Source organism: Agromyces zhanjiangensis, from assembly GCF_040496055.1.
Classification (GTDB): Bacteria; Actinomycetota; Actinomycetes; order Actinomycetales; family Microbacteriaceae; genus Agromyces; species Agromyces zhanjiangensis.
In genome coordinates, this window is record NZ_JBEPKB010000005.1 from 82,831 (window position 1) to 101,377 (window position 18,547).

The window sequence follows — 18,547 nt, forward strand, 5'->3', positions numbered from 1 at the left end:
GCGCATCCTGCCGCGTGCGGCATGCTGCGTGGGTGACCGGTTCCGTGATGCGCCCGGACCCGGTGCACGCCGCCCGGGCGGCCCTGCTCGACACCCTCGGCCTGCTCCTCCCGGTCGCGTGCGCGGGGTGCGGCGAACCGGACCGCGGGCTCTGCGACGGATGCCGCGCGGCGCTCGCCGCGCGTCCCGTCCGCGTGGAACCCCGGCGAGCCGGCGTCCCGACGTGGGCGGCGCTCGAGTACGAGGGGACGGCGGCGCGCGCCATCCGCGCGTTCAAGGACGACGGGAGGACGGATGCCGCGCGGGCGCTCGGCTCGGCGCTCCGGCACTCGCTCGCGGCGGCCGTCGGCGAGCTCGACGCGTCGCCCCGCGAGGTCGCGGTGGTGCCGTCGACCGCCGCGGCCCGGCGGGCCCGCGGGTACGATCCGGTCCGGCTGCTCGTCCGGCGCGCGGGCTTCGCATCCGCGCCGGTGCTCCGCGCGGGCCCTCGCGCCGACCAGGCCGCGCTCGGGCGCGACGCACGACGGGTCAACGCCGAGGGGTCCTTCGCGGCGCGGGGGCGGCTCGACGGGCGACGCTTCGTGCTCGTCGACGACGTCGTGACGACCGGGTCGACCCTCGCCGACGCGGTCCGCGCGATCCACGAGGCCGGGGGTTCGGTGGACGCCGTCTCGGTACTCGCCCGCACGCGCCTGCGAATCGGCCGAGTGGATGCGGACGCGTGAGCATCGACCCGTGACATCCGTCACCTCGGGGGCTACGGTGTCAGGACAGGCGTGGTCGCACCACCCCTTCAGAACCGGGTGACACGCCGGTGGATGGAGGTTGACATGGAACTGAACATCGTCGGACGAAACCTGGAAGTCACCGATCGATTCCGCGCCTACGCGGCCGAGAAGGCCGAGAAGGTCTCCAGCTTGTCCGAACGAGCAATCTCGCTCGACATCAAGGTCAGCCGTCACAACGAGAAGAACGGGAACACCTCCGGCCTCGACCGGGTCGAGCTCACCCTCGTCGGCAAGGGCCCGGTGGTCCGCGCCGAGGCCGACGGGGCCGACAAGTACGCGGCGCTCGACGTCGCGCTCGGGCGCCTCCTGGAGCGCATCCGCCGCGCCAAGGACCGCCGCAAGGTGCACCGAGGCGGCAACCGCCGCCCGACCTCGCTCCGCGAGGCCACCGACGCCGGCTTCGCCGACATGGGCGTCCAGGCCGCGGACGTCGAGATCCTCGAGAAGGTCCGCACCGGCAACATCCCGATCGTGGGCGAGGAGCCCGCGGCCGAGGAGGACGAGGACTACTCGCCCGTGGTGATCCGCCGCAAGGTCTTCGCGGCGACACCGATGACCGTCGACGACGCCCTGTACCACATGGAGCTCGTCGGCCATGACTTCTACCTCTTCATCGACTCGGAGAACCATCGACCGAGCGTCGTGTACCGCCGAAAGGGCTGGGACTACGGCGTGATCGGCCTCGACGAGCACGCCCAGGCCGACCAGGCCGAGGCGGCCGAAGCACTCGGGCTCGCGCGCACGAGCGCCTGACCCGCCTCCACCGACCCGCGACGGCCCCGGGGCGGCACGCGTCGCGCGTGTGCCCGGGGCCGTCGCCCAGTCCACTGCCCAGTAGCATGGCTATGATGACCGTCGGCAAGGCGGATCCTCCGGCGTGCGCGGGTGCCCCACCCCGACGTCGCACGCCTGAACGACAACGGGAGAGCAGTTCGTGGCTTCGATTCTGGAAAAGGTCCTCCGCGTCGGCGAGGGTCGCACACTCAAGCGGCTCGAGAACTACGCCGCCGCGATCAACGCCCTCGAAGACGACTTCCGGGCGCTGAGCGACGAGGAGCTCAAGCACGAGACCGTCGAGCTCCGTGAGCGCTACGGCAACGGCGAGTCGCTCGACGACCTCCTGCCCGAGGCGTTCGCCGCGGTCCGCGAGGCGAGCCGCCGCACCCTCGGCCTGCGCCACTTCGACGTGCAGCTCATGGGCGGCGCCGCGCTCCACCTCGGCAACATCGCCGAGATGAAGACCGGTGAGGGCAAGACGCTCGTGGCGACGACCGCGGCCTACCTCAACGCGCTCACGAGCCGGGGCGTGCACATCGTCACGGTCAACGACTTCCTCGCGAGCTACCAGTCCGAGCTCATGGGCCGCGTCTTCCGCGCCCTCGGCATGACCACCGGCTGCATCGTCGCCGGCCAGACGCCGGCCGTGCGCCGCGAGCAGTACGCCGCCGACATCACGTACGGCACGAACAACGAGTTCGGCTTCGACTACCTGCGCGACAACATGGCGTGGCAGGCGGCCGACATGGTGCAGCGCGGTCACTACTTCGCGATCGTCGACGAGGTCGACTCGATCCTCATCGACGAGGCGCGGACCCCGCTCATCATCTCCGGACCGGCCTCGGGCGAGGCGAACCGGTGGTTCACCGAGTTCGCGAACCTCGCCAAGCGGCTCGTCCCCGGCGAGGACTACGAGGTCGACGAGAAGAAGCGCACGGTCGGCGTGCTCGAGCCCGGCATCGAGAAGGTCGAGGACTACCTCGGTATCGACAACCTGTACGAGTCTGCGAACACGCCGCTCATCTCGTTCCTGAACAACTCCATCAAGGCGAAGGCGCTGTTCAAGAAGGACAAGGACTACGTCGTGATGAACGGCGAGGTGCTCATCGTCGACGAGCACACCGGTCGCATTCTCGTCGGCCGCCGCTACAACGAGGGCATCCACCAGGCGATCGAGGCGAAGGAGGGCGTGCAGGTCAAGGCCGAGAACCAGACCCTCGCGACCGTCACGCTCCAGAACTACTTCCGCCTCTACGACAAGCTCTCGGGCATGACCGGCACCGCCGAGACCGAGGCGGCCGAGTTCATGGCGACGTACAAGCTCGGCGTCGTCGCGATCCCGACCAACAAGCCGATGGTCCGCATCGACCAGCCCGACCTCGTCTACAAGAACGAGGAGGCCAAGTTCGCGCAGGTCGTAGAGGACATCGTCGAGCGGCACAAGAAGGGCCAGCCCGTCCTCGTCGGCACGACGAGCGTCGAGAAGAGCGAGTACCTCTCGCGCCTGCTCGCCAAGAAGGGCGTGCGGCACGAGGTGCTGAACGCGAAGAACCACGCTCGCGAGGCCGCGATCGTCGCGCAGGCGGGCCGGTACGGCGCCGTCACCGTGGCGACGAACATGGCCGGCCGCGGCACCGACATCATGCTCGGCGGCAACGCCGAGTTCATCGCCGTGCAGAAGATGCACGAACGCGGCCTCAGCCCCGTCGACACCCCGGAGGAGTACGAGGCGGCCTGGGACGACGTCTTCGAGCGGATCAAGGCCGAGACCTCCGGCGAGTCGCAGAAGGTCCTCGACGCGGGTGGACTGTACGTGCTCGGAACCGAGCGCCACGAGTCGCGGCGCATCGACAACCAGCTGCGCGGCCGTTCCGGCCGCCAGGGCGACCCGGGCGAGAGCCGCTTCTACCTCTCGCTCACCGACGACCTCATGCGCCTCTTCAACGCGGGTGCGGCGGAGAGCCTCATGTCGCGCGGCGTCCCCGACGACGTCGCGATCGAGTCGAAGGTCGTCACGCGCGCGATCCGCTCGGCGCAGTCGCAGGTCGAGGCCCGCAACGCGGAGATCCGCAAGAACGTCCTGAAGTACGACGACGTCCTGAACCGCCAGCGCGAGGCGATCTACTCCGACCGCCGGCACATCCTCGAGGGCGACGACCTGCACGACCGCGTGCAGACGTTCCTCGAGCAGGTCATCGACGAGGTCCTCGACGAGCACACCGCGGCGGGCAGCCCGGACGAATGGGACTTCGACGCGCTGTGGGCCGAACTCAAGACCCTCTACCCGATCGGCATCACGATCGACGAGGTCGTCGCCGAGGCCGGCGAGAAGGGGCGGGTCAACCGCGACTTCGTCCGGCGCGAGATCCTCTCCGACGCCAAGCTCGCGTACGAGCGCCGCGAGCAGGACCTCGGCAGTCCCGCGATGCGCGAGCTCGAGCGCCGCGTCGTGCTCTCCGTCATCGACCGGCGCTGGCGCGACCACCTCTACGAGATGGACTACCTGAAGGACGGCATCGGCCTCCGCGCGATGGCGCAGCGCGATCCGCTCGTGGAGTACCAGCGCGAGGGCTACGCGATGTTCCAGCAGATGATGGGCTCGATCCGCGAGGAGACCATCGGCTTCCTGTTCAACCTCGAGGTCGAGGTCGGGCAGCAGACCGGCGTCGCCGGGCCGCGCATCGAGGCGAAGGGGCTCCAGCGCCCGACCGCTCCCGAGGAGAAGCTCAGCTACACGGCGCCGAGCGACTCGGGCGGCGTCGAGGTGCGCAACCAGCGCGGCCAGCTCCAGCAGGCGGCGACCCAGCGCGCCCGTCGTGCGGTGGCCCAGCAGTCCGGTGAGCCGCGGCAGCCGCAGGCGCCGGCCGCCCGGGGCGCGTTCGGCCAGCGGCAGGAGGGCGACGCGGGCCCGATGAACCGACAGGAGCGGCGCGCGCAGGAGCGCAAGGGGCGCTGACCAGCGGACGCACGCGAGCGGCCCGGGGCGACCCGGGCCGCTCGCGTACCGTCGCGCCGCGCGGGGCGCGCGCGGCGCGGGTCAGCTCGCGGCGCTCCGACCCTCGAGGAACGACGTGTGGACAGGACCGAGTCCCTTGACCTGGATGGTGCCGCGCTCGACGACGAGGTACTCGGGCCCGAGCCCGTCGCCGACCCGGTCGCTCACCTGGATCATGCCGGGCGGCGCCGTCGACTGCATGCGGCTCGCGGTGTTCACCGTGGAGCCGTAGACGTCCCACAGGAAGCGCGAGTCGCCGATGATGCCCGCGACCGCGGGGCCGACGTCGATCCCGACGCGAAGGCGGATCCCGGTCCGCCCTCCGATCGCGTGCGCCGCGGCGACCTCCCGCAGGCCGAGCGCGAGGTCGGCGAGCGCGGCGAGGTCCGGGGTTCCGGACGGCCCCCCGCTGATCGCCAAGTAGGCGTCGCCGATCGTCTTGACCTTGGTGACGCCGTTCCTCGCGGCGAGGTCGTCGAAGTCGCGGAGCAGGTCGTTGAGGTCGTGCACGAGGTCGTCGGCGGACACCGATTCGGACAGGCTCGTGAAGTCGACGATGTCGGCGATGAGCACCCCGAGCCGTTCGTAGCGGTCGGCGATCGGCCGTTCACCGGCGATCAGCCGGTCGGCGATCGCGTCGGGGAGCACGTTGCGCAGGAGCCGGTCGGTGCGGTCGCGCTCGTCCGCCAGCGCGGCGGCCAGTCGGTCGCGCGAGTTCACGTACGAGGCCATCGCGACGAACATGATGGTCGAGATCGAGACGATGTTCACGGCGAAGAACACGGTGACGACGGTGGCGTCGAGCGGTGGCACGAGCGCGCGAAGCAGGGGTTCCAGCGGGACGAGTGCGACCACGATCGCCGTGAACACGGCGAACACGATCCAGGGCCGCGACGCTCGCGTGAAGGAGAGGGCGCCGACGGGCGCGGCGAGGGAGAAGAGGATGACCGCGCTGCTCTGCACGAACCCGCCGAGCACCACGTGCACGAGCGGAGGCAGCAGCAGGAACATCGCGAGCTGCGATGCGCGGAGGAACCGATCGTCGTGCCGTCGGCGGAGCACGAGGAGCCCGACGACCGTCATCAGTACGTAGAACGTCGGGATGGAGGCCGCCGCGGGGCGCCCGATCGCGTAGTAGAACATCGCCCACGGGGTCACGACGATCGCCGTGAACACCGCGGTGAAGGTCAGGACGGACTTCTCGACGCGGCGGTCGTCGTCGTCCTCGATCGAGAAGCCGACGGATGCGACGGTCGCGAGCAGCCGTGGGATGCGACCCTCGGGCGCCGAGCGGGGCTCCATCGCATGAGCCTATTGGATCGGGTCGGCGCGTTGCGCGGGACGCACGCTCACAGCACGCTGATCACGCTCGCCCGCCAGCGCTGGTCGAGCCCCTCGAGGCGGATGGCGACGGCGCGGGACCTCGCCCGCTGGTGCACCATGACGACGGCCTCGACGATCCCGTCGGCGGGCTCGCTCAGGTGCACGCGGCCGACCGTGAACGCGGGGCGTTGCGGCACGAGCCCCTTCACCCGCCGCGCTCGCGCGGCGAGGACGACGCGCTTGGAGAGGTTGCGGTACACGTCGTCGGTGACCCATCGCGCGAGCTGTTCCAGGTCGCGCGCGCCGGCGAGCACCTCGATCACGCAGTGCGTGAGGTTCCGCAGGACCGGTTCGGGGTCGGGCAGCTCGGCCCGCCCTGCACGCTGCCGCGCGAAGTAGTCGTCGAGGTCGAGGCGGCGGGCACTCGTCCCATGGGTCGCGGCGCTGCGAGGCGCGCCGGGCTGGCGTGCGGTCATGACGGCTCCAGTAGGGCGAAGCGAACGGCGGGGGTCCGACGCGACGTGTCCCCTCTTCGGGGGTGTTCGGGTGGTCTAGATCGAACGGTAGGGGCGCCGGCGTGCGGGTGTCAAGGAAAACGGCCGCCTGTGGACAACCCGGTCGGCGCACGTCGACCGCGGGTAGCGTCGGCGCATGCGGTGGGACCGGCTGTTCGACGACCTCGAGTCGCAGCTCGACCACGATCGGCTCGAGGAGGCGCGCTCGCTCGCGATCGAATCCGAGCGCGTCCGGATCGGCCGGCTCGGGCTGCGCGACCGCATCGCGGCGATGTCCGCGGCCGACGGCGGGGCCGTGCGAATCGAGCTCGTCGATGCGACCGCCGTGCAGCTGCGCCCGACGACGTTCGGTCGCGACTGGCTCGGCGGCATCCCCGTCGGCCCGGGCTCGCAGTGCGTCGTCCCGATCGCGGCGATCGCGGCGGTGACCGCGAGCCGTCGGCAGGTGGGGGAGAGCCTCGCCGCGCAGCCGCGGTCGGCCGGGATCGTCGAACGCATCGGCCTCGCGCTCGCGCTGCGCGACCTCGGCCGGCGTCGGGCGGCGGTGGAACTGCGAACCCTCGACGGACGCGTGCACGGCACCATCGACCGGGTGGCGGCCGACCACCTCGATCTTGCGGTGCACGAGCCCGGTGCACCGCGTCGCGAGCGCGACGTCCGCGGATATCGACTCGTCCCGCTCGATCGGATCACCGTCGTCGTCGCGACCGCGGCGACCTGAGACGGCTCAGTCCACCGGGCGGAGCCCGCCGGGACGGACTCCGGCGAACTCGATCACGTTGGCGAACTCGCCCTCGTTCCAGGCCACCTCGCGTCGCGTGGACTCGTACCGCAGCTCGATGAACACCTCGAGCTGCGACCGCTCGACACGCCAGGGGCCGCGGTCGCCGACGCGGATCGCCGGCAGCTCGCCGGACATCACGAGGTCGTGCACGGTCTCGACGTCGACTGCGAGCACCTCCGCCGTGTCGGCGATGGTGAGGAAGCGGCCGAGCGGCTCCTCCGCAGCGTGGTGGACCATCACTCAAGTATCGGCGCGTGCCGCACCGGCCGGGTGTCGTGTGGATAACTTCACGGCGTCCTCTCGGACTCGGCGACGATGGATGACGGTCGCCGATCCGGCTGCGGCCACGGGAGGAGCGGTGATGGCGGAACGTCCGGCACGATCGGCCCGCGAGCGACGGCGGGTCGATCCGAGGCTGCTCCTCGGCCTCGTGCTCGTCGCGGGTTCGACGGTCGGCGTCTGGGCCGTGGTGGAGGCGCTCGACGACACCACCCGGGTGCTCGTCGCGCCCGAGACCGTGACCGCCGGGTCGCGCGTGACGCTCGCCGACCTCCGGGTGGAGTCCGTGCGGCTCGGCGGCCTCGCCGGCGCGTACCTCGTCCCCGCCGACGTCCCCGACGACGGGCTCGTGGTGACGCGGACGGTGCGAGGCGGCGAACTCGTGCCCGCGGCATCCGTCGCCGGAGTAGACGAGGTCCGGACCGCGACCGTCGTCGTGCCGAGTCGCGGACCGCTCGCACGGGGGATCGCGCCGGGTGCGATCGTCGACGTGTGGGCCGCCGGCGAGCTCGAGCGAGGCGCCTTCGAGCCCCCCGTCGTGCTCGTGGCCGGCGCCGAGGTCGCCGCGGTCCTCGAGGCGGACGGCATGGTCGCCGGCGGCGGGCCGGGCGTCGAGCTGCTGATCCCGCGAGCGAAGACCGCCGCCATGCTGGAGGCCCTCGCATCGGGCGACGCCGTCGACCTCGTTCCGGCCGACGCCGTGACGGGCGCCGGCTGATGGCGCGGCTCGCCCTCGCGCTCGATCCGTCCGTCGAGGACCGCTTCCTCGCCCACGTCGTCGAGTCGGGGCACACCATCGTCGCGCGCGTGGTCGGTCGGCGCGACGTGCTGGACTGCCTCGACGTGCTCGGTCCCGATGTCGTGGTGGTCGGCGCCGGGCCCGCGACGTTCGACGCCGAGCTCCTCGCCGCCTGCGACGAACGCGGAATCCGACTGATCGCGCTCGCGTCGACGGACCGCGACCGGGCCGAGGCCGGTCGCATCGGCCTGCTCGAGGTGCTCGATGCCGATGCGGAACCGGGGGAGCTCGAGGTGCTGCTCCAGGGCGGGCCCCCGGTCCCGTCGCGGCTCGGCGACGGCTCGACCGAGTCGGACGCGTCGCGGCGCTCCGACCTCGTCGGCGTCGTCGCAGTGTGGGGACCGGCCGGGGCGCCGGGGCGCACGACGACGGCGATCGGCCTCGCCTCCGAGCTGGCCGCCGCCGGGCACCTCGTGGCGCTCGTCGACGCCGACCCCTACGGCGGGGCGATCGCGCCCGCACTGGGGCTGCTCGACGAGGCCCCCGGGTTCGCATCGGCGTGCCGCCTCGCCGGGTCGGGTGCGCTCGACCGGGTCGAGCTCGAGCGCATCGCCCAGCGCTACTCGTCGCCGAGAGCCTCCTTCGACGTGTTCACCGGACTGGTCGGCCCGAGCCGATGGCCCGAGCTCTCGCACGAGCGGGTCGCCGAGGCCCTGCGGGTCATGCGGGCGCGCTTCGAGTACGTCGTCGTCGACGTCGGCTTCAGCCTCGAGCGCGACGAGGAGCTCACGAGCGATCCGTTCGCGCCGCGTCGCAATGCCGCGACGTTCTCGGCCCTCGCCGCCGCCGATCGCGTCGTGGCGGTGGGGCTCGCCGACCCGGTCGGGCTGTCACGCCTCCTCCGCGGCCACGCGGAGCTCGTCGAGCACGTCGACGCCGATCGCATCGACGTCGTGGTGAACCGCGTCCGCACCAGCGCGTTGGGCATCGACGCCCACGCACAGGTGCGGCAGACCCTGCGCCGCTTCGCCGGGCTCGCCGACGCCGCGCTGCTCCCGCACGACGGGCGGGCGACGGATGCCGCGATCCTCACCGCTCGCACGCTGCGCGACGCGGCGCCGCGTTCGCCGCTCCGCGCCGCGCTCCGGTCCTATGTCGACGAGCGGCTGCTCCCGCCGCCGGTCGAACACCGCCGCGGGCGTGCCGCCTTCGGAGCCCTGCGTCGACGGGCGGCCGCGGCCTGAGGCATCCGCTCGGGTGGGTACGCTTGACCCGTGTCGACCCTCAGTGACCTCGTCCTCGCCCAGGGGCGCAGCAGCCAGGCCGACGTCGATTGGCTGCACATGCTCGTCGGCGACCTCCAGCTGCTCGCCGACCTCGCCTTCGCCGACATCGTGCTGTGGGTGCCGTCCGGCGACGACGGCTTCGTCGCGGTCGCGCACTCCCGCCCGTCGAGCGCGGCGACGCTGTTCTACCGCGACTTCGTCGGGCAGGGCATCCGGAGCGAATGGCGGGACCTCGTCTCGGAGGCGTTCGGTACGCGCACGATCCAGGAGTCGTCGGCTCCCGACTGGTACGAGGAGATGCCGACGCGCGTGCGCGCGGTGCCGGTGATGCGGCGCCTGTCCGTGACGGGCACGGCGCTGGCACCCGACCCGGTCGCCGTGATCACCCGGCACACGAACCTCGGGTCGACGCGGACCCCGAGCCGCCAGGAGCTCACGTTCAACGACTGCGCCGACGAGCTGTTCCAGATGATCGCGTCGGGCGACTTCCCCGACCTCGGCGCGCCGACCGGCCCACGCCGCGGCGCGCCCCGTGCGTCCGACGGCCTGATCCGGCTCGACGTCGACGGCGTCACGACGTTCGCGAGCCCCAACGCCCTGTCGGCGTTCAACCGCATGGGCTTCGACGATGAGCTCGAGGGGCAGTCGCTCGCCGATGTCGCCACCCGACTGCTGAGCGGCAAGCTCGACGTCGACGAGTCGCTCCCGCTCGTGGTGACGGGTCGGGCCCCGTGGCGCACCGACGTCGAGTCGCGTGGCGTCACCGTCTCGCTGCGCGCCATCCCGATCCGCCGCCGCGGCGAGCGGACGGGCGCCATCGTGCTCACGCGGGACGTCACCGAACTGCGCCACCAGGAGCAGGAACTCATCACCAAGGACGCGACCATCCGCGAGATCCACCATCGCGTCAAGAACAACCTCCAGACGGTCGCGTCGCTCCTGCGGATCCAGGCCCGTCGCACCCACTCCGACGAGGCGCGCGACGCGCTGACGCAGGCGATGCGCCGCGTCGGTGCCATCGCGGTCGTGCACGACACCCTCTCGGAGGGGCTCACGCAGAACGTGGACTTCGACGAGGTGTTCGACCGGGCACTGCTGCTCGTCGCCGAGGTCGCGGCGGCGCACAACACGACCGCCCACCCCAAGAAGTCGGGCACGTTCGGCGTCCTGCCGAGCGAGTACGCCACGCCGCTCGCACTCGCGCTCACCGAACTCGTCACGAATGCCGTCGAGCACGGCCTCGCGGGCCAGGAGGGCGACGTGGAGGTCATCGCGAACCGCTCCGAGAGCGTGCTCAGCGTCCAGGTGCGCGACAGCGGGTCGGGCCTGCCCGAGGGCAAGGTGGGCGAGGGACTCGGCACGCAGATCGTCCGCACGCTCATCCAGGGCGAGCTCGGCGGGACGATCGACTGGCACACGGTCGTCGGCAGCGGCACCGAGGTGACGATCGAGGTCCCGCTGCGCTGGATCACGAAGGCCTGAACGGACATGCGGACGGCACCCGCGCGTTCGCGGGTGCCGTCCGGTCCGGGTGCTGCGGGGAGGTGCGCGACCTGCGGGGGCTCGGCTCCGTCGGGGACGACCTCGGGTCGTCGGAGCCCGGGCGCGCGGTGCGCGCCGGCTGTCAGCCGGCGCGACGTGCGCGGGCGGCGCGGCGCTTCAGGGCGCGGCGCTCATCCTCGCTGAGTCCGCCCCAGACGCCCGAGTCCTGACCGGTCTCGAGGGCGTACTGCAGGCAGATCTCGGTGACGGTGCATCGGGCGCAGACCGCCTTGGCCTTCTCGATCTGGTCGACGGCCGGACCGGTGTTGCCGACGGGGAAGAACAGTTCCGGGTCGGCGGTGAGGCAGGCGGCTTTGTCGCGCCAATCCATGTAGATGCTCCTTGTTTCATCGGTTCGCAGCGGACGCACGCGTGCGCAGCCGGGAACCGGCGGTGCTGCAGGGGGAAAGCCGAATCTCGGGAAGTAGGATCGTGGGAGACGATCGGCTCACGTCCCTGTGAGCATCAATTCGGCCTCATAAATGGTCGCATAGCGAGGGAAGCGAATCAAGAGTGGTCTTCGGGAGATGCCTGTGAAAGCGGGCGGCGTGCGCGCCGCATTCGTGACCGTCGTCGCACTGCTCTTCGCCGAGGCCGGAGCGCTCCTCGCGGTCCTCGCGTGGCTGATCGTCGACCTCCTCGTGCTGCAGCCGTCGTCGTTCGCGACGGCGGTCGCGTTGGTGGTGCTGGTCGCGATCGCCGCCGCCTGGGTGACGGCGATCGCGGTGGCATCCGTTCGCCGGGCGCCGTGGTCGCGTGCGGCCGCGATCGTCTGGCAGGTGCTCCAGCTGTCGATCGCCGTCGGCGCATTCCAGGGCCTCTTCGCGCGTGCCGATGTCGGCTGGGTGCTGCTCGTCCCGGCGATCACGGTGATCGGCCTGCTGCTCTGGCCGCCGGTTCGCGACCTGTACGCCCGCCCAGAGGACGCGCCGGCCGCCTGACGCGGATGTCCGCGGGCCGAGACGCCGAGGGCGGCCGCCGCTGCGCGACGACCGCCCACCAGGCGGGATGCTCGGGTCGGCTCAGCCGTCGAGGCCGAGCTCCTTGCGGATCCGGGCGACGTGCCCGGTCGCCTTGACGTTGTACATGGGCTTGGCGATGCGGCCCTCCTCGTCGATGAGGAACGTCGAGCGGATGGAACCCGTCACCGTCTTGCCGTAGAGCTGCTTCTCGCCCCACGCACCGTACGCGTGCTGGACGGCGAGGTCGGTGTCGGAGAGCAGCGGGAAGTTCAGGCCGTCTCGATCGGCGAACTCCTTGAGCTTGCCCACCTCGTCCTTCGAGACGCCCACGACGCGCACGCCGGCGCCGGCGAACGAGTTCAGGCTGTCGCGGAAGTCGCAGGCCTCGGTCGTGCATCCCGGCGTCATGGCGGCGGGGTAGAAGTAGAGCACGACCCGCTGCCCGCGGAACGAGGAGAGGGTGACGGGGGAGCCGTCCTGGTCGGGGAGCGTGAAGTCGGGCGCGAGGTCGCCGGAGGCGAGTCGTACGTCGGTCATGTCCCAATCGTAGGCAGCGCGACGGATGCGGCGTGCCGCAGAGGCTGCGGTGGGCGAGCCCGACCCGGCCGACGGCCGGGTCAGGCGAACGTCGCGAGCAGCCGCTGGAGCGAGTCGAGCCGAACCCGCCCGGCCTCGCCGAGCTCCCCGGCCTCGACCGCCTCGATGATGGCGCAGTCTGGGGAGTCGGGCAGGTGCGTGCACCCGCGCGGGCAGTCCTCCGCGATGCGGGCGAGGTCGGCGAACGCGCCGAGGATGTTCGCGGGGTCGACGTGGCCGAGCCCGAAGGAGCGCACGCCCGGGGTGTCGATGACCCAGCCGGTGCGGCCCCCGTGGTCGAGCCGCAGCGACACCGTCGACGACGAGGTGTGCCGCCCGCGACCCGTGACGACGTTGACGTGCCCGGTCGCGCGGTTGGCGTCGGGCACGAGCGCATTCACGAGGGTCGACTTGCCGACGCCCGAGTGGCCGACGAACACCGTGCGATGACCGACGAGGCGTTCGGAGATCGCGCCGAGGGGCATGTCGTCGGTGCGGCTGAGGAAGACCGGCAGGTCGAGGCCCGCGAAGTTCGCCAGGAAGGCTCCGGGGTCTGCGAGGTCGGTCTTCGTGACGCACACGAGGGGAGCGATGCCCGCGTCGTACGCGGCGACGAGGTAGCGGTCGACGAGGCGCACGCGCGGCTCGGGGTTCGCGGCGGCGATGACGATGAGCATCTGGTCGGCGTTCGCGACGATGACGCGCTCGACTGCGTCGGTGTCGTCGGCGCTGCGGCGGAGGAGGGTCGTGCGCTCCCGGATGCGGACGATGCGCGCGAGCGTGCCCTCGTCGCCCGACGTGTCGCCCACGAGGTCGACGCGGTCGCCGGTCACCACCGACTTCCGCCGGAGCTCGCTCGCCCTGGCCGCGGTGATCTCGCGTTCGTCGTCCGCGCCCTCGTCGACCAGGACGCTGTACCGCCCGCGGTCGACGCCGAGGACGAACCCCGTCTCGGCGTCGGCATGTTCGGGGCGCACCTTGGTCCGGGGGCGACTGCCGCGTCGGTTGGGACGGACCCGGACGTCGGCCTCGTCGTACTCCTCGTACTCCTCGTCCTCGTCGTCCGCGTCCCACCAGCTCATCCGAGCATCCGCTCCCAGAGCTCGGTGAACTGGGGGAGCGTCTTCGAGGTCGAGCCGATGTCGTCGACGACGACCCCGTCGACCGCGAGCCCGACGATGGCGCCCGTCGTCGCCATGCGGTGGTCCTCGTAGGCCTTCCACTGGCCGCCGTGGAGGTCGGCCGGCTCGATGCGCAGGCCGTCGTCGAGCTCGGCCACGCGCCCGCCGAGGCCGTTGAGCTCGGCTGCGAGGGCGGCGAGCCGGTCGGTCTCGTGGTGGCGGATGTGCCCGATCCCGGTGATGGTGCTCGGCTCGTCGGCGAACGCCGCGAGCGCGACGAGGTTCGGGACGAGCTCGCCCGCCTCTGACAGGTCGAGTTCGACGCCTCGGATGCCGCGGCCGCCGCCGGCGGTCGGCGACGGGGCGTGCACGGTGAGCCGGTCGCCCGTCCGCTCGACGCGGGCGCCGAACCGGGGCAGGAGGTCGGCGAGCTGCGCGCCGACCTGGGTCGTCTCGTCGGGCCAGCCCGTGATCGTCACGGAGCCGCCGGCGACGAGCGCGGCGACGAGGAAGGGCGCGGCGTTCGAGAGGTCGGGTTCGATGTCGACGTCGCGCCCCCCGATCGGGCCGGGCGCCACGCGCCAGCGGCCGACCGACGGCTGCTCGACCTCGACGCCGCGTCGGGCGAGCGTGTCGATCGTCATCTCGATGTGCGGCAGGCTCGGCAGCCGCTCGCCGGCGTGCGTCAGGTCGAGGCCGCGCTCGAACCGGGGGGCCGACAGCAGCAGCCCGGAGACGAACTGGCTCGACGCCGAGGCGTCGATCGTGAGCTCGCCGCCCTCGACGCGCCCGGTGCCGTGCACCGTGAACGGCAGCGCCCAGCGGCCGTCGTCGTCGAGGTCGACGCCGATGCCGCGCAGGCCCTCGATGACCCCGCGCATCGGGCGGCGGTACGCCGAGGCGTCGCCGTCGAACGTCGTCGGCCCGAGGGCGAGCGCCGCCACGGCCGGCAGGAAGCGCATGACCGTGCCCGCGAGGCCGCAGTCGATCGTCGTCGAGCCGAACAGCTCCTCGGCCGGCGTCACGCGGAGGTCGTCGCCGAACCCGCCGGTGCCCGGCATCCGCTCGAACCCGACGCCGAGTGCGCGGAGGCCGTCGACCATGAGTTCGCTGTCGCGCGACCACAGTGGGGCGCGGAGCGTCGACGGCCCGTCGGCGAGGGCCGCGAGGACCAGCTCGCGGTTCGTGAGGGACTTCGACCCGGGCAGCGACACGGTGGCCGAGACCGGCGCCGATGCCGGGGGCGCGTTCCATCCGTCGTCCGTCTCGGTCTGGCGGTTGTCGCCGTACGGATCGAACTCCGGCGCGGAATACCTCGAGATCTGCATCGGTTACCAACAGTAGCGTCCGGTGAGCAGGAAGGAGTCGGTGCGTGTCGCTCGCGGTACTCGATCGTCCAGTCGCCTCGGAGACCCACGATCTAGGATGGCCCCTGATGAGCGCCGACGACACTGCGACCCCGGCCGAGGCGACCCGGCCCGACGATGAGACGCCCGACCTCGGCGCCCTGTTCGAGGAGCAGGCCCTGCCGTTCATCGACCAGCTCTACGCCGCGGCCCTCCGCATGACGAAGAACCCCGCCGACGCGCAGGACCTCGTCCAGGAGACCTTCGTGAAGGCCTACGCCGCGTTCGCGTCGTTCAAGCAGGGCACGAACCTCAAGGCGTGGCTGTACCGGATCCTCACGAACACGTTCATCAACAGCTACCGGAAGAAGCAGCGCGAGCCCTACCAGGGCACGATCGACGACCTCGAGGACTGGCAGCTCGGCGGCGCCGAGTCGACCACGGCGGCATCCAGCCGCTCGGCCGAGGCCGAGGCGATCGACCACCTGCCCGACTCGGCGGTCAAGGATGCGCTGCAGGCGCTGCCCGAGGACTTCCGGCTCGCCGTGTACTTCGCCGACGTCGAGGGGTTCTCCTACCAGGAGATCGCCGACATGATGAACACCCCGATCGGGACCGTGATGAGTCGCCTGCACCGTGGCAGGCGGATGCTCCGCGAGTCCCTCGCCGACTACGCCAGCGAGCGCGGCTTCGCCGTGACGCAGCCGGCGACCCGATCCTCCAGGAGCGCGAAATGACCGACTGCGGTTGCGAGAAGGCGAAGGCCGAACTCGAGGAGTACCTCCACAACGAGCTGTGCAGCGAGGATGCCGCCGACATCCGCGAGCACGTGGCGAACTGCGACGACTGCCGGAGCGAGCTGCGCGTCGGCGTCGCGATCACCGAGGTCGTGCAGCGGGCCTGCCGGGAGAGCGCACCCGAGGAGCTCCGCACCGTCGTGCTGGGCCGCATCCGGGCCTTCCAGTCCGGACACGACGTCCTGGCCGACTGAGCCCGGCCGCCGGTCGTCCCACGCGACCGGCGACCTGCGTCCGTTTCCGAACTTTCGATGGACGCGCTGCGGCGGCGTCGTTCCGTAGCGTCGAGCACGATGAACGAGCATGCCGTCGCGAAACGTCCCGGGGGTCGCGTCCCCGTCTGGCTTCGGGTCCTGATCCCCGCCGTCCTGATCCTCGTCTGGTTCGCCCTCTTCGGGGCCGGAGGCGCCGCGTTCGGCGGGCTCTCCGACGTGCAGCAGAACGACCAGGCGTCGTTCCTGCCGGCGTCGGCCGAGGCGACCGAGGTGAACGAGTTGCAGGACGGGTTCCGCGACTCCGAGAACGTGCCGGCGATCGTGATCGTCGCCTCCGACGACGGGTCCGACCTCACCGCACCCCAGCTCGCCGAGATCGACGCCCTCCGGGACGACGTCCTCGACGTCGACGGCGTCGTCACCGACGAGACGTCGCCGGTCATCCCGTCGGATGACGGCGAGGCCGCCCAGTTCGTCGCATCCATCGCCCCCGGTGAGGGCGAGGAGGGCTCAGGCGCCACCGTCGAGGCCGTGCGCGAGCTGCTCGACGAGTCGCCGATCGACGGCACGACCGCGGCGGTCACCGGACCCGCGGGCTTCACGGCGGACCTCGCCGCGGCGTTCGCCGGCATCGACGGACTGCTCCTGGCCGTCGCCCTCCTGGCGGTCCTCGTGATCCTCGTGATCGTCTACCGCTCGCCGCTCCTGCCGATCATCGTGCTCTTCACGAGCGTGACCGCGCTGACGGCGTCGGTGTTCACGGTCGTCCAGCTCGCGAAGGCCGACCTCCTGCTGCTCTCCGGGCAGACCCAGGGGATCCTCTTCATCCTCGTCATCGGTGCGGCCACGGACTACGCGCTGCTCTACATCGCCCGGTACCGCGAGGCGCTCGCACAGCACGAGACGAAGTGGGATGCCACCTGGGCCGCGTTGAGGGGCGCGTGGGAGCCGATCGCGGCCTCCGCCGGGACGGTCATCGTGGGCCTGCTCATCCTGCTCGCCTCCGAGTTGAACTCGAACAAGATCCTCGGGCCGGTCGCCGCGATCGGCATCGTCTTCGCCCTCCTCGCCGCGCTCACGCTCCTGCCGGCGCTGCTGCTCTGGGCCGGACGCGTCGCGTTCTGGCCGCGTCGCATCGCGCGCGTGGAGGCGACCGCCCCGGATGCCGACCACGGCCGGCACGCCGCTCCCGTGGACGCCGAGGAGGCCGCGGAGCGCGGTCTCTGGGGCGCCGTCGGGCGCCTGGTCTCGCGACGACCGCGCACGGTGTGGATCCTCTCGACGCTGCTCCTCGGCGTGATGGCGCTGGGACTCGTCCGGCTCGACGCCGACGGGGTGCCGTCGAGCGAGTTCGTGCTGGGCGAATCGCAGGCCCGCGACGGCCAGGAACTCGTGAGCGAGCACTTCCCGGGCGGCTCCGGAACCCCGGCGGTCGTCATCGGTCCGGAGGAGGACCTGCAGGACATGGCCGACATCGCGCTCGGCACGCCGGGCGTGGCATCCGTCGCCGTGCTCTCGGCCGACTCGCCTGCGGGCAGCGCGCCCGTCACCGATGAGGGCGTCCAGGCCTTCGGCCCGCCCGGAACGCCGGCACCCGAACCCACCGTGGTCGACGGGGCGGTGCTGCTGCAGGCGACGCTCGACGACTCCGCGGACTCGGCCGAGGCCGAGGCGACGGTGGTCGACCTCCGCGAGCGCCTCGACGAGGTCGGCGACGACGTGCTCGTCGGCGGCCAGACGGCCGTCGCACTCGACACGAACGAGGCGGCGATCGCCGACCAGCGGCTCATCATCCCGCTGGTGCTCCTCGCGATCCTCGTGATCCTGATGCTGCTGCTGCGCGCCGTCGTCGCTCCGCTGATCCTCATCGCGAGCGTGGTGATCTCGTTCGCGGCCGCCCTCGGCGTCTCGGCGCTCGTGTTCGAGTACGTCTTCGGCTTCCCGGGGGCCGACCCGTCGGTGCCGCTGTTCGGCTTCGTGTTCCTCGTCGCGCTGGGCGTCGACTACAACATCTTCCTCATGACCCGCGTGCGGGAGGAGGCGGCTCGGCACGGGACGAGGGAGGGCATCCTCCGAGGGCTCCGGCTCACGGGCGGCGTGATCACCTCGGCCGGGCTGGTGCTGGCCGCGACGTTCGCCGCCCTCGGCGTCCTGCCGATCCTCTTCCTCGCCCAGATCTCGTTCATCGTGGCCTTCGGCGTGCTGCTCGACACGTTCCTCGTGCGGACGCTGCTCGTGCCCGCGCTGTCGTACGACATCGGGCGCGCGATCTGGAGGCCGAGCCGACTCGCGCGCGAGGAGCGCCGCCACGGCGTCCACGCGGCGCCGACGGATGCCGCGGGGACCGCGCCCGAGATCGAGGGGGACGGCGAGGCCGAGCGGGACGCGCGCGTGCCCGTCGAGGCCGGCTGACCCGGACGCGGCGCGCGCCGCCGGGAACGAACGAGACGAGCGGATGCCTCCGGGGGAGGCATCCGCTCGTCGGTCGTCCGGGGCGGGGCG

At 72.0% G+C, this 18,547-nt stretch carries 18 protein-coding genes; 11 read left to right on the plus strand and 7 right to left on the minus strand.

Going from position 1 to position 18,547, the window contains the following annotated elements; translation table 11 throughout:
* The first annotated feature begins 32 nt into the window (after positions 1–32).
* From ABME02_RS11230 to secA, 3 genes are all read left to right on the plus strand, one after another.
* On the plus strand, positions 33–725 hold the full coding sequence (locus tag ABME02_RS11230) for a ComF family protein (RefSeq protein WP_353815411.1): 693 nt from the start codon (positions 33–35) through the stop codon (positions 723–725).
* A 105-nt stretch (positions 726–830) separates the two neighbouring features.
* Positions 831–1,541 (plus strand): ribosome hibernation-promoting factor, HPF/YfiA family, encoded by a 711-nt coding sequence (gene hpf / locus ABME02_RS11235; RefSeq protein WP_155051917.1) that lies wholly within the window; start codon positions 831–833, stop codon positions 1,539–1,541.
* A 181-nt stretch (positions 1,542–1,722) separates the two neighbouring features.
* Entirely contained in the window at positions 1,723–4,521 is a 2,799-nt protein-coding gene (gene secA, locus ABME02_RS11240; RefSeq protein ID WP_353815412.1) for a preprotein translocase subunit SecA, read from the plus strand.
* A gap of 81 nt (positions 4,522–4,602) precedes the next feature.
* Here secA and ABME02_RS11245 read toward each other — a convergent pair whose 3' ends face one another.
* Both ABME02_RS11245 and ABME02_RS11250 read right to left on the minus strand, forming a co-directional pair.
* Positions 4,603–5,862 carry an adenylate/guanylate cyclase domain-containing protein gene (locus ABME02_RS11245; RefSeq protein WP_353815414.1) on the minus strand — a complete coding sequence of 420 codons (1,260 nt, stop codon included), beginning with the start codon at positions 5,860–5,862 and terminating at the stop codon, positions 4,603–4,605.
* Between the two features lie 47 nt (positions 5,863–5,909).
* Complete coding sequence (locus ABME02_RS11250; protein ID WP_353815416.1) at positions 5,910–6,359, minus strand: Rv3235 family protein; 450 nt, start codon at positions 6,357–6,359, stop codon at positions 5,910–5,912.
* Positions 6,360–6,534: 175 nt separating this feature from the next.
* Here ABME02_RS11250 and ABME02_RS11255 point away from each other — a divergent pair, with 175 nt between their 5' ends.
* Positions 6,535–7,119, plus strand: a complete 585-nt coding sequence (locus tag ABME02_RS11255; RefSeq protein ID WP_353815417.1) for a hypothetical protein — start codon at positions 6,535–6,537, stop codon at positions 7,117–7,119.
* A 6-nt stretch (positions 7,120–7,125) separates the two neighbouring features.
* Here ABME02_RS11255 and ABME02_RS11260 read toward each other — a convergent pair whose 3' ends face one another.
* On the minus strand, positions 7,126–7,419 hold the full coding sequence (locus ABME02_RS11260; protein ID WP_353815418.1) for a helix-turn-helix domain-containing protein: 294 nt from the start codon (positions 7,417–7,419) through the stop codon (positions 7,126–7,128).
* A 124-nt stretch (positions 7,420–7,543) separates the two neighbouring features.
* Here ABME02_RS11260 and ABME02_RS11265 point away from each other — a divergent pair, with 124 nt between their 5' ends.
* The 3 genes from ABME02_RS11265 to ABME02_RS11275 are packed head-to-tail and all read left to right on the plus strand — an operon-like array spanning position 7,544 to position 10,968.
* Positions 7,544–8,179, plus strand: coding sequence for a hypothetical protein (locus ABME02_RS11265; RefSeq protein WP_353815419.1), 636 nt, complete (start codon positions 7,544–7,546; stop codon positions 8,177–8,179).
* Complete coding sequence (locus tag ABME02_RS11270; RefSeq protein ID WP_353815420.1) at positions 8,179–9,444, plus strand: CpaE/TadZ family protein; 1,266 nt, start codon at positions 8,179–8,181, stop codon at positions 9,442–9,444. Before ABME02_RS11265 ends, ABME02_RS11270 begins: the two co-directional genes overlap by 1 nt.
* 30 nt (positions 9,445–9,474) lie before the next feature.
* The gene (locus ABME02_RS11275; protein ID WP_353815421.1) at positions 9,475–10,968 is read left to right on the plus strand and encodes a sensor histidine kinase; all 1,494 of its coding nucleotides are present in this window, start codon (positions 9,475–9,477) and stop codon (positions 10,966–10,968) included.
* Between the two features lie 142 nt (positions 10,969–11,110).
* On the opposite strand, the gene ABME02_RS11280 is transcribed toward ABME02_RS11275, so the two are convergent.
* Positions 11,111–11,359, minus strand: a complete 249-nt coding sequence (locus ABME02_RS11280) for a WhiB family transcriptional regulator (protein WP_055859573.1) — start codon at positions 11,357–11,359, stop codon at positions 11,111–11,113.
* A gap of 196 nt (positions 11,360–11,555) precedes the next feature.
* Between ABME02_RS11280 and ABME02_RS11285 the strand changes: the two genes are divergently transcribed.
* The gene (locus tag ABME02_RS11285; protein WP_353815422.1) at positions 11,556–11,969 is read left to right on the plus strand and encodes a hypothetical protein; all 414 of its coding nucleotides are present in this window, start codon (positions 11,556–11,558) and stop codon (positions 11,967–11,969) included.
* A gap of 81 nt (positions 11,970–12,050) precedes the next feature.
* Here the strand turns inward: ABME02_RS11285 and bcp are convergent, their stop codons facing one another.
* The 3 genes from bcp to aroA form a co-directional block, all read right to left on the minus strand.
* On the minus strand, positions 12,051–12,527 hold the full coding sequence (gene bcp / locus ABME02_RS11290; protein ID WP_353815423.1) for a thioredoxin-dependent thiol peroxidase: 477 nt from the start codon (positions 12,525–12,527) through the stop codon (positions 12,051–12,053).
* Positions 12,528–12,607: 80 nt separating this feature from the next.
* Complete coding sequence (gene rsgA, locus ABME02_RS11295) at positions 12,608–13,648, minus strand: ribosome small subunit-dependent GTPase A (RefSeq protein ID WP_353815424.1); 1,041 nt, start codon at positions 13,646–13,648, stop codon at positions 12,608–12,610.
* The gene (gene aroA, locus ABME02_RS11300; protein ID WP_353815426.1) at positions 13,645–15,015 is read right to left on the minus strand and encodes a 3-phosphoshikimate 1-carboxyvinyltransferase; all 1,371 of its coding nucleotides are present in this window, start codon (positions 15,013–15,015) and stop codon (positions 13,645–13,647) included. The genes rsgA and aroA overlap by 4 nt, the downstream gene beginning before the upstream one ends.
* Positions 15,016–15,122: 107 nt before the next feature.
* Here aroA and ABME02_RS11305 point away from each other — a divergent pair, with 107 nt between their 5' ends.
* From ABME02_RS11305 to ABME02_RS11315, 3 genes are all read left to right on the plus strand, one after another.
* The gene (locus ABME02_RS11305; RefSeq protein ID WP_353815427.1) at positions 15,123–15,770 is read left to right on the plus strand and encodes a sigma-70 family RNA polymerase sigma factor; all 648 of its coding nucleotides are present in this window, start codon (positions 15,123–15,125) and stop codon (positions 15,768–15,770) included.
* Positions 15,767–16,024 carry a zf-HC2 domain-containing protein gene (locus ABME02_RS11310; RefSeq protein ID WP_353815429.1) on the plus strand — a complete coding sequence of 86 codons (258 nt, stop codon included), beginning with the start codon at positions 15,767–15,769 and terminating at the stop codon, positions 16,022–16,024. Before ABME02_RS11305 ends, ABME02_RS11310 begins: the two co-directional genes overlap by 4 nt.
* A gap of 99 nt (positions 16,025–16,123) precedes the next feature.
* Complete coding sequence (locus ABME02_RS11315; RefSeq protein ID WP_353815430.1) at positions 16,124–18,457, plus strand: MMPL family transporter; 2,334 nt, start codon at positions 16,124–16,126, stop codon at positions 18,455–18,457.
* Positions 18,458–18,547 lie beyond the last annotated feature (90 nt).

Coding starts and splice junctions, on each gene's coding strand:
- hpf (WP_155051917.1), top strand. CDS start 831: ATGGAACTGAACATCGTCGGACGAAACCTGGAAGTCACCGATCGATTC.
- ABME02_RS11245 (WP_353815414.1), bottom strand. CDS start 5,862: ATGGAGCCCCGCTCGGCGCCCGAGGGTCGCATCCCACGGCTGCTCGCG.
- ABME02_RS11250 (WP_353815416.1), bottom strand. CDS start 6,359: ATGACCGCACGCCAGCCCGGCGCGCCTCGCAGCGCCGCGACCCATGGG.
- ABME02_RS11255 (WP_353815417.1), top strand. CDS start 6,535: ATGCGGTGGGACCGGCTGTTCGACGACCTCGAGTCGCAGCTCGACCAC.
- ABME02_RS11260 (WP_353815418.1), bottom strand. CDS start 7,419: ATGGTCCACCACGCTGCGGAGGAGCCGCTCGGCCGCTTCCTCACCATC.
- ABME02_RS11265 (WP_353815419.1), top strand. CDS start 7,544: ATGGCGGAACGTCCGGCACGATCGGCCCGCGAGCGACGGCGGGTCGAT.
- ABME02_RS11270 (WP_353815420.1), top strand. CDS start 8,179: ATGGCGCGGCTCGCCCTCGCGCTCGATCCGTCCGTCGAGGACCGCTTC.
- ABME02_RS11280 (WP_055859573.1), bottom strand. CDS start 11,359: ATGGATTGGCGCGACAAAGCCGCCTGCCTCACCGCCGACCCGGAACTG.
- ABME02_RS11285 (WP_353815422.1), top strand. CDS start 11,556: ATGCCTGTGAAAGCGGGCGGCGTGCGCGCCGCATTCGTGACCGTCGTC.
- bcp (WP_353815423.1), bottom strand. CDS start 12,527: ATGACCGACGTACGACTCGCCTCCGGCGACCTCGCGCCCGACTTCACG.
- rsgA (WP_353815424.1), bottom strand. CDS start 13,648: ATGAGCTGGTGGGACGCGGACGACGAGGACGAGGAGTACGAGGAGTAC.
- aroA (WP_353815426.1), bottom strand. CDS start 15,015: ATGCAGATCTCGAGGTATTCCGCGCCGGAGTTCGATCCGTACGGCGAC.
- ABME02_RS11305 (WP_353815427.1), top strand. CDS start 15,123: ATGAGCGCCGACGACACTGCGACCCCGGCCGAGGCGACCCGGCCCGAC.
- ABME02_RS11310 (WP_353815429.1), top strand. CDS start 15,767: ATGACCGACTGCGGTTGCGAGAAGGCGAAGGCCGAACTCGAGGAGTAC.
- ABME02_RS11315 (WP_353815430.1), top strand. CDS start 16,124: ATGAACGAGCATGCCGTCGCGAAACGTCCCGGGGGTCGCGTCCCCGTC.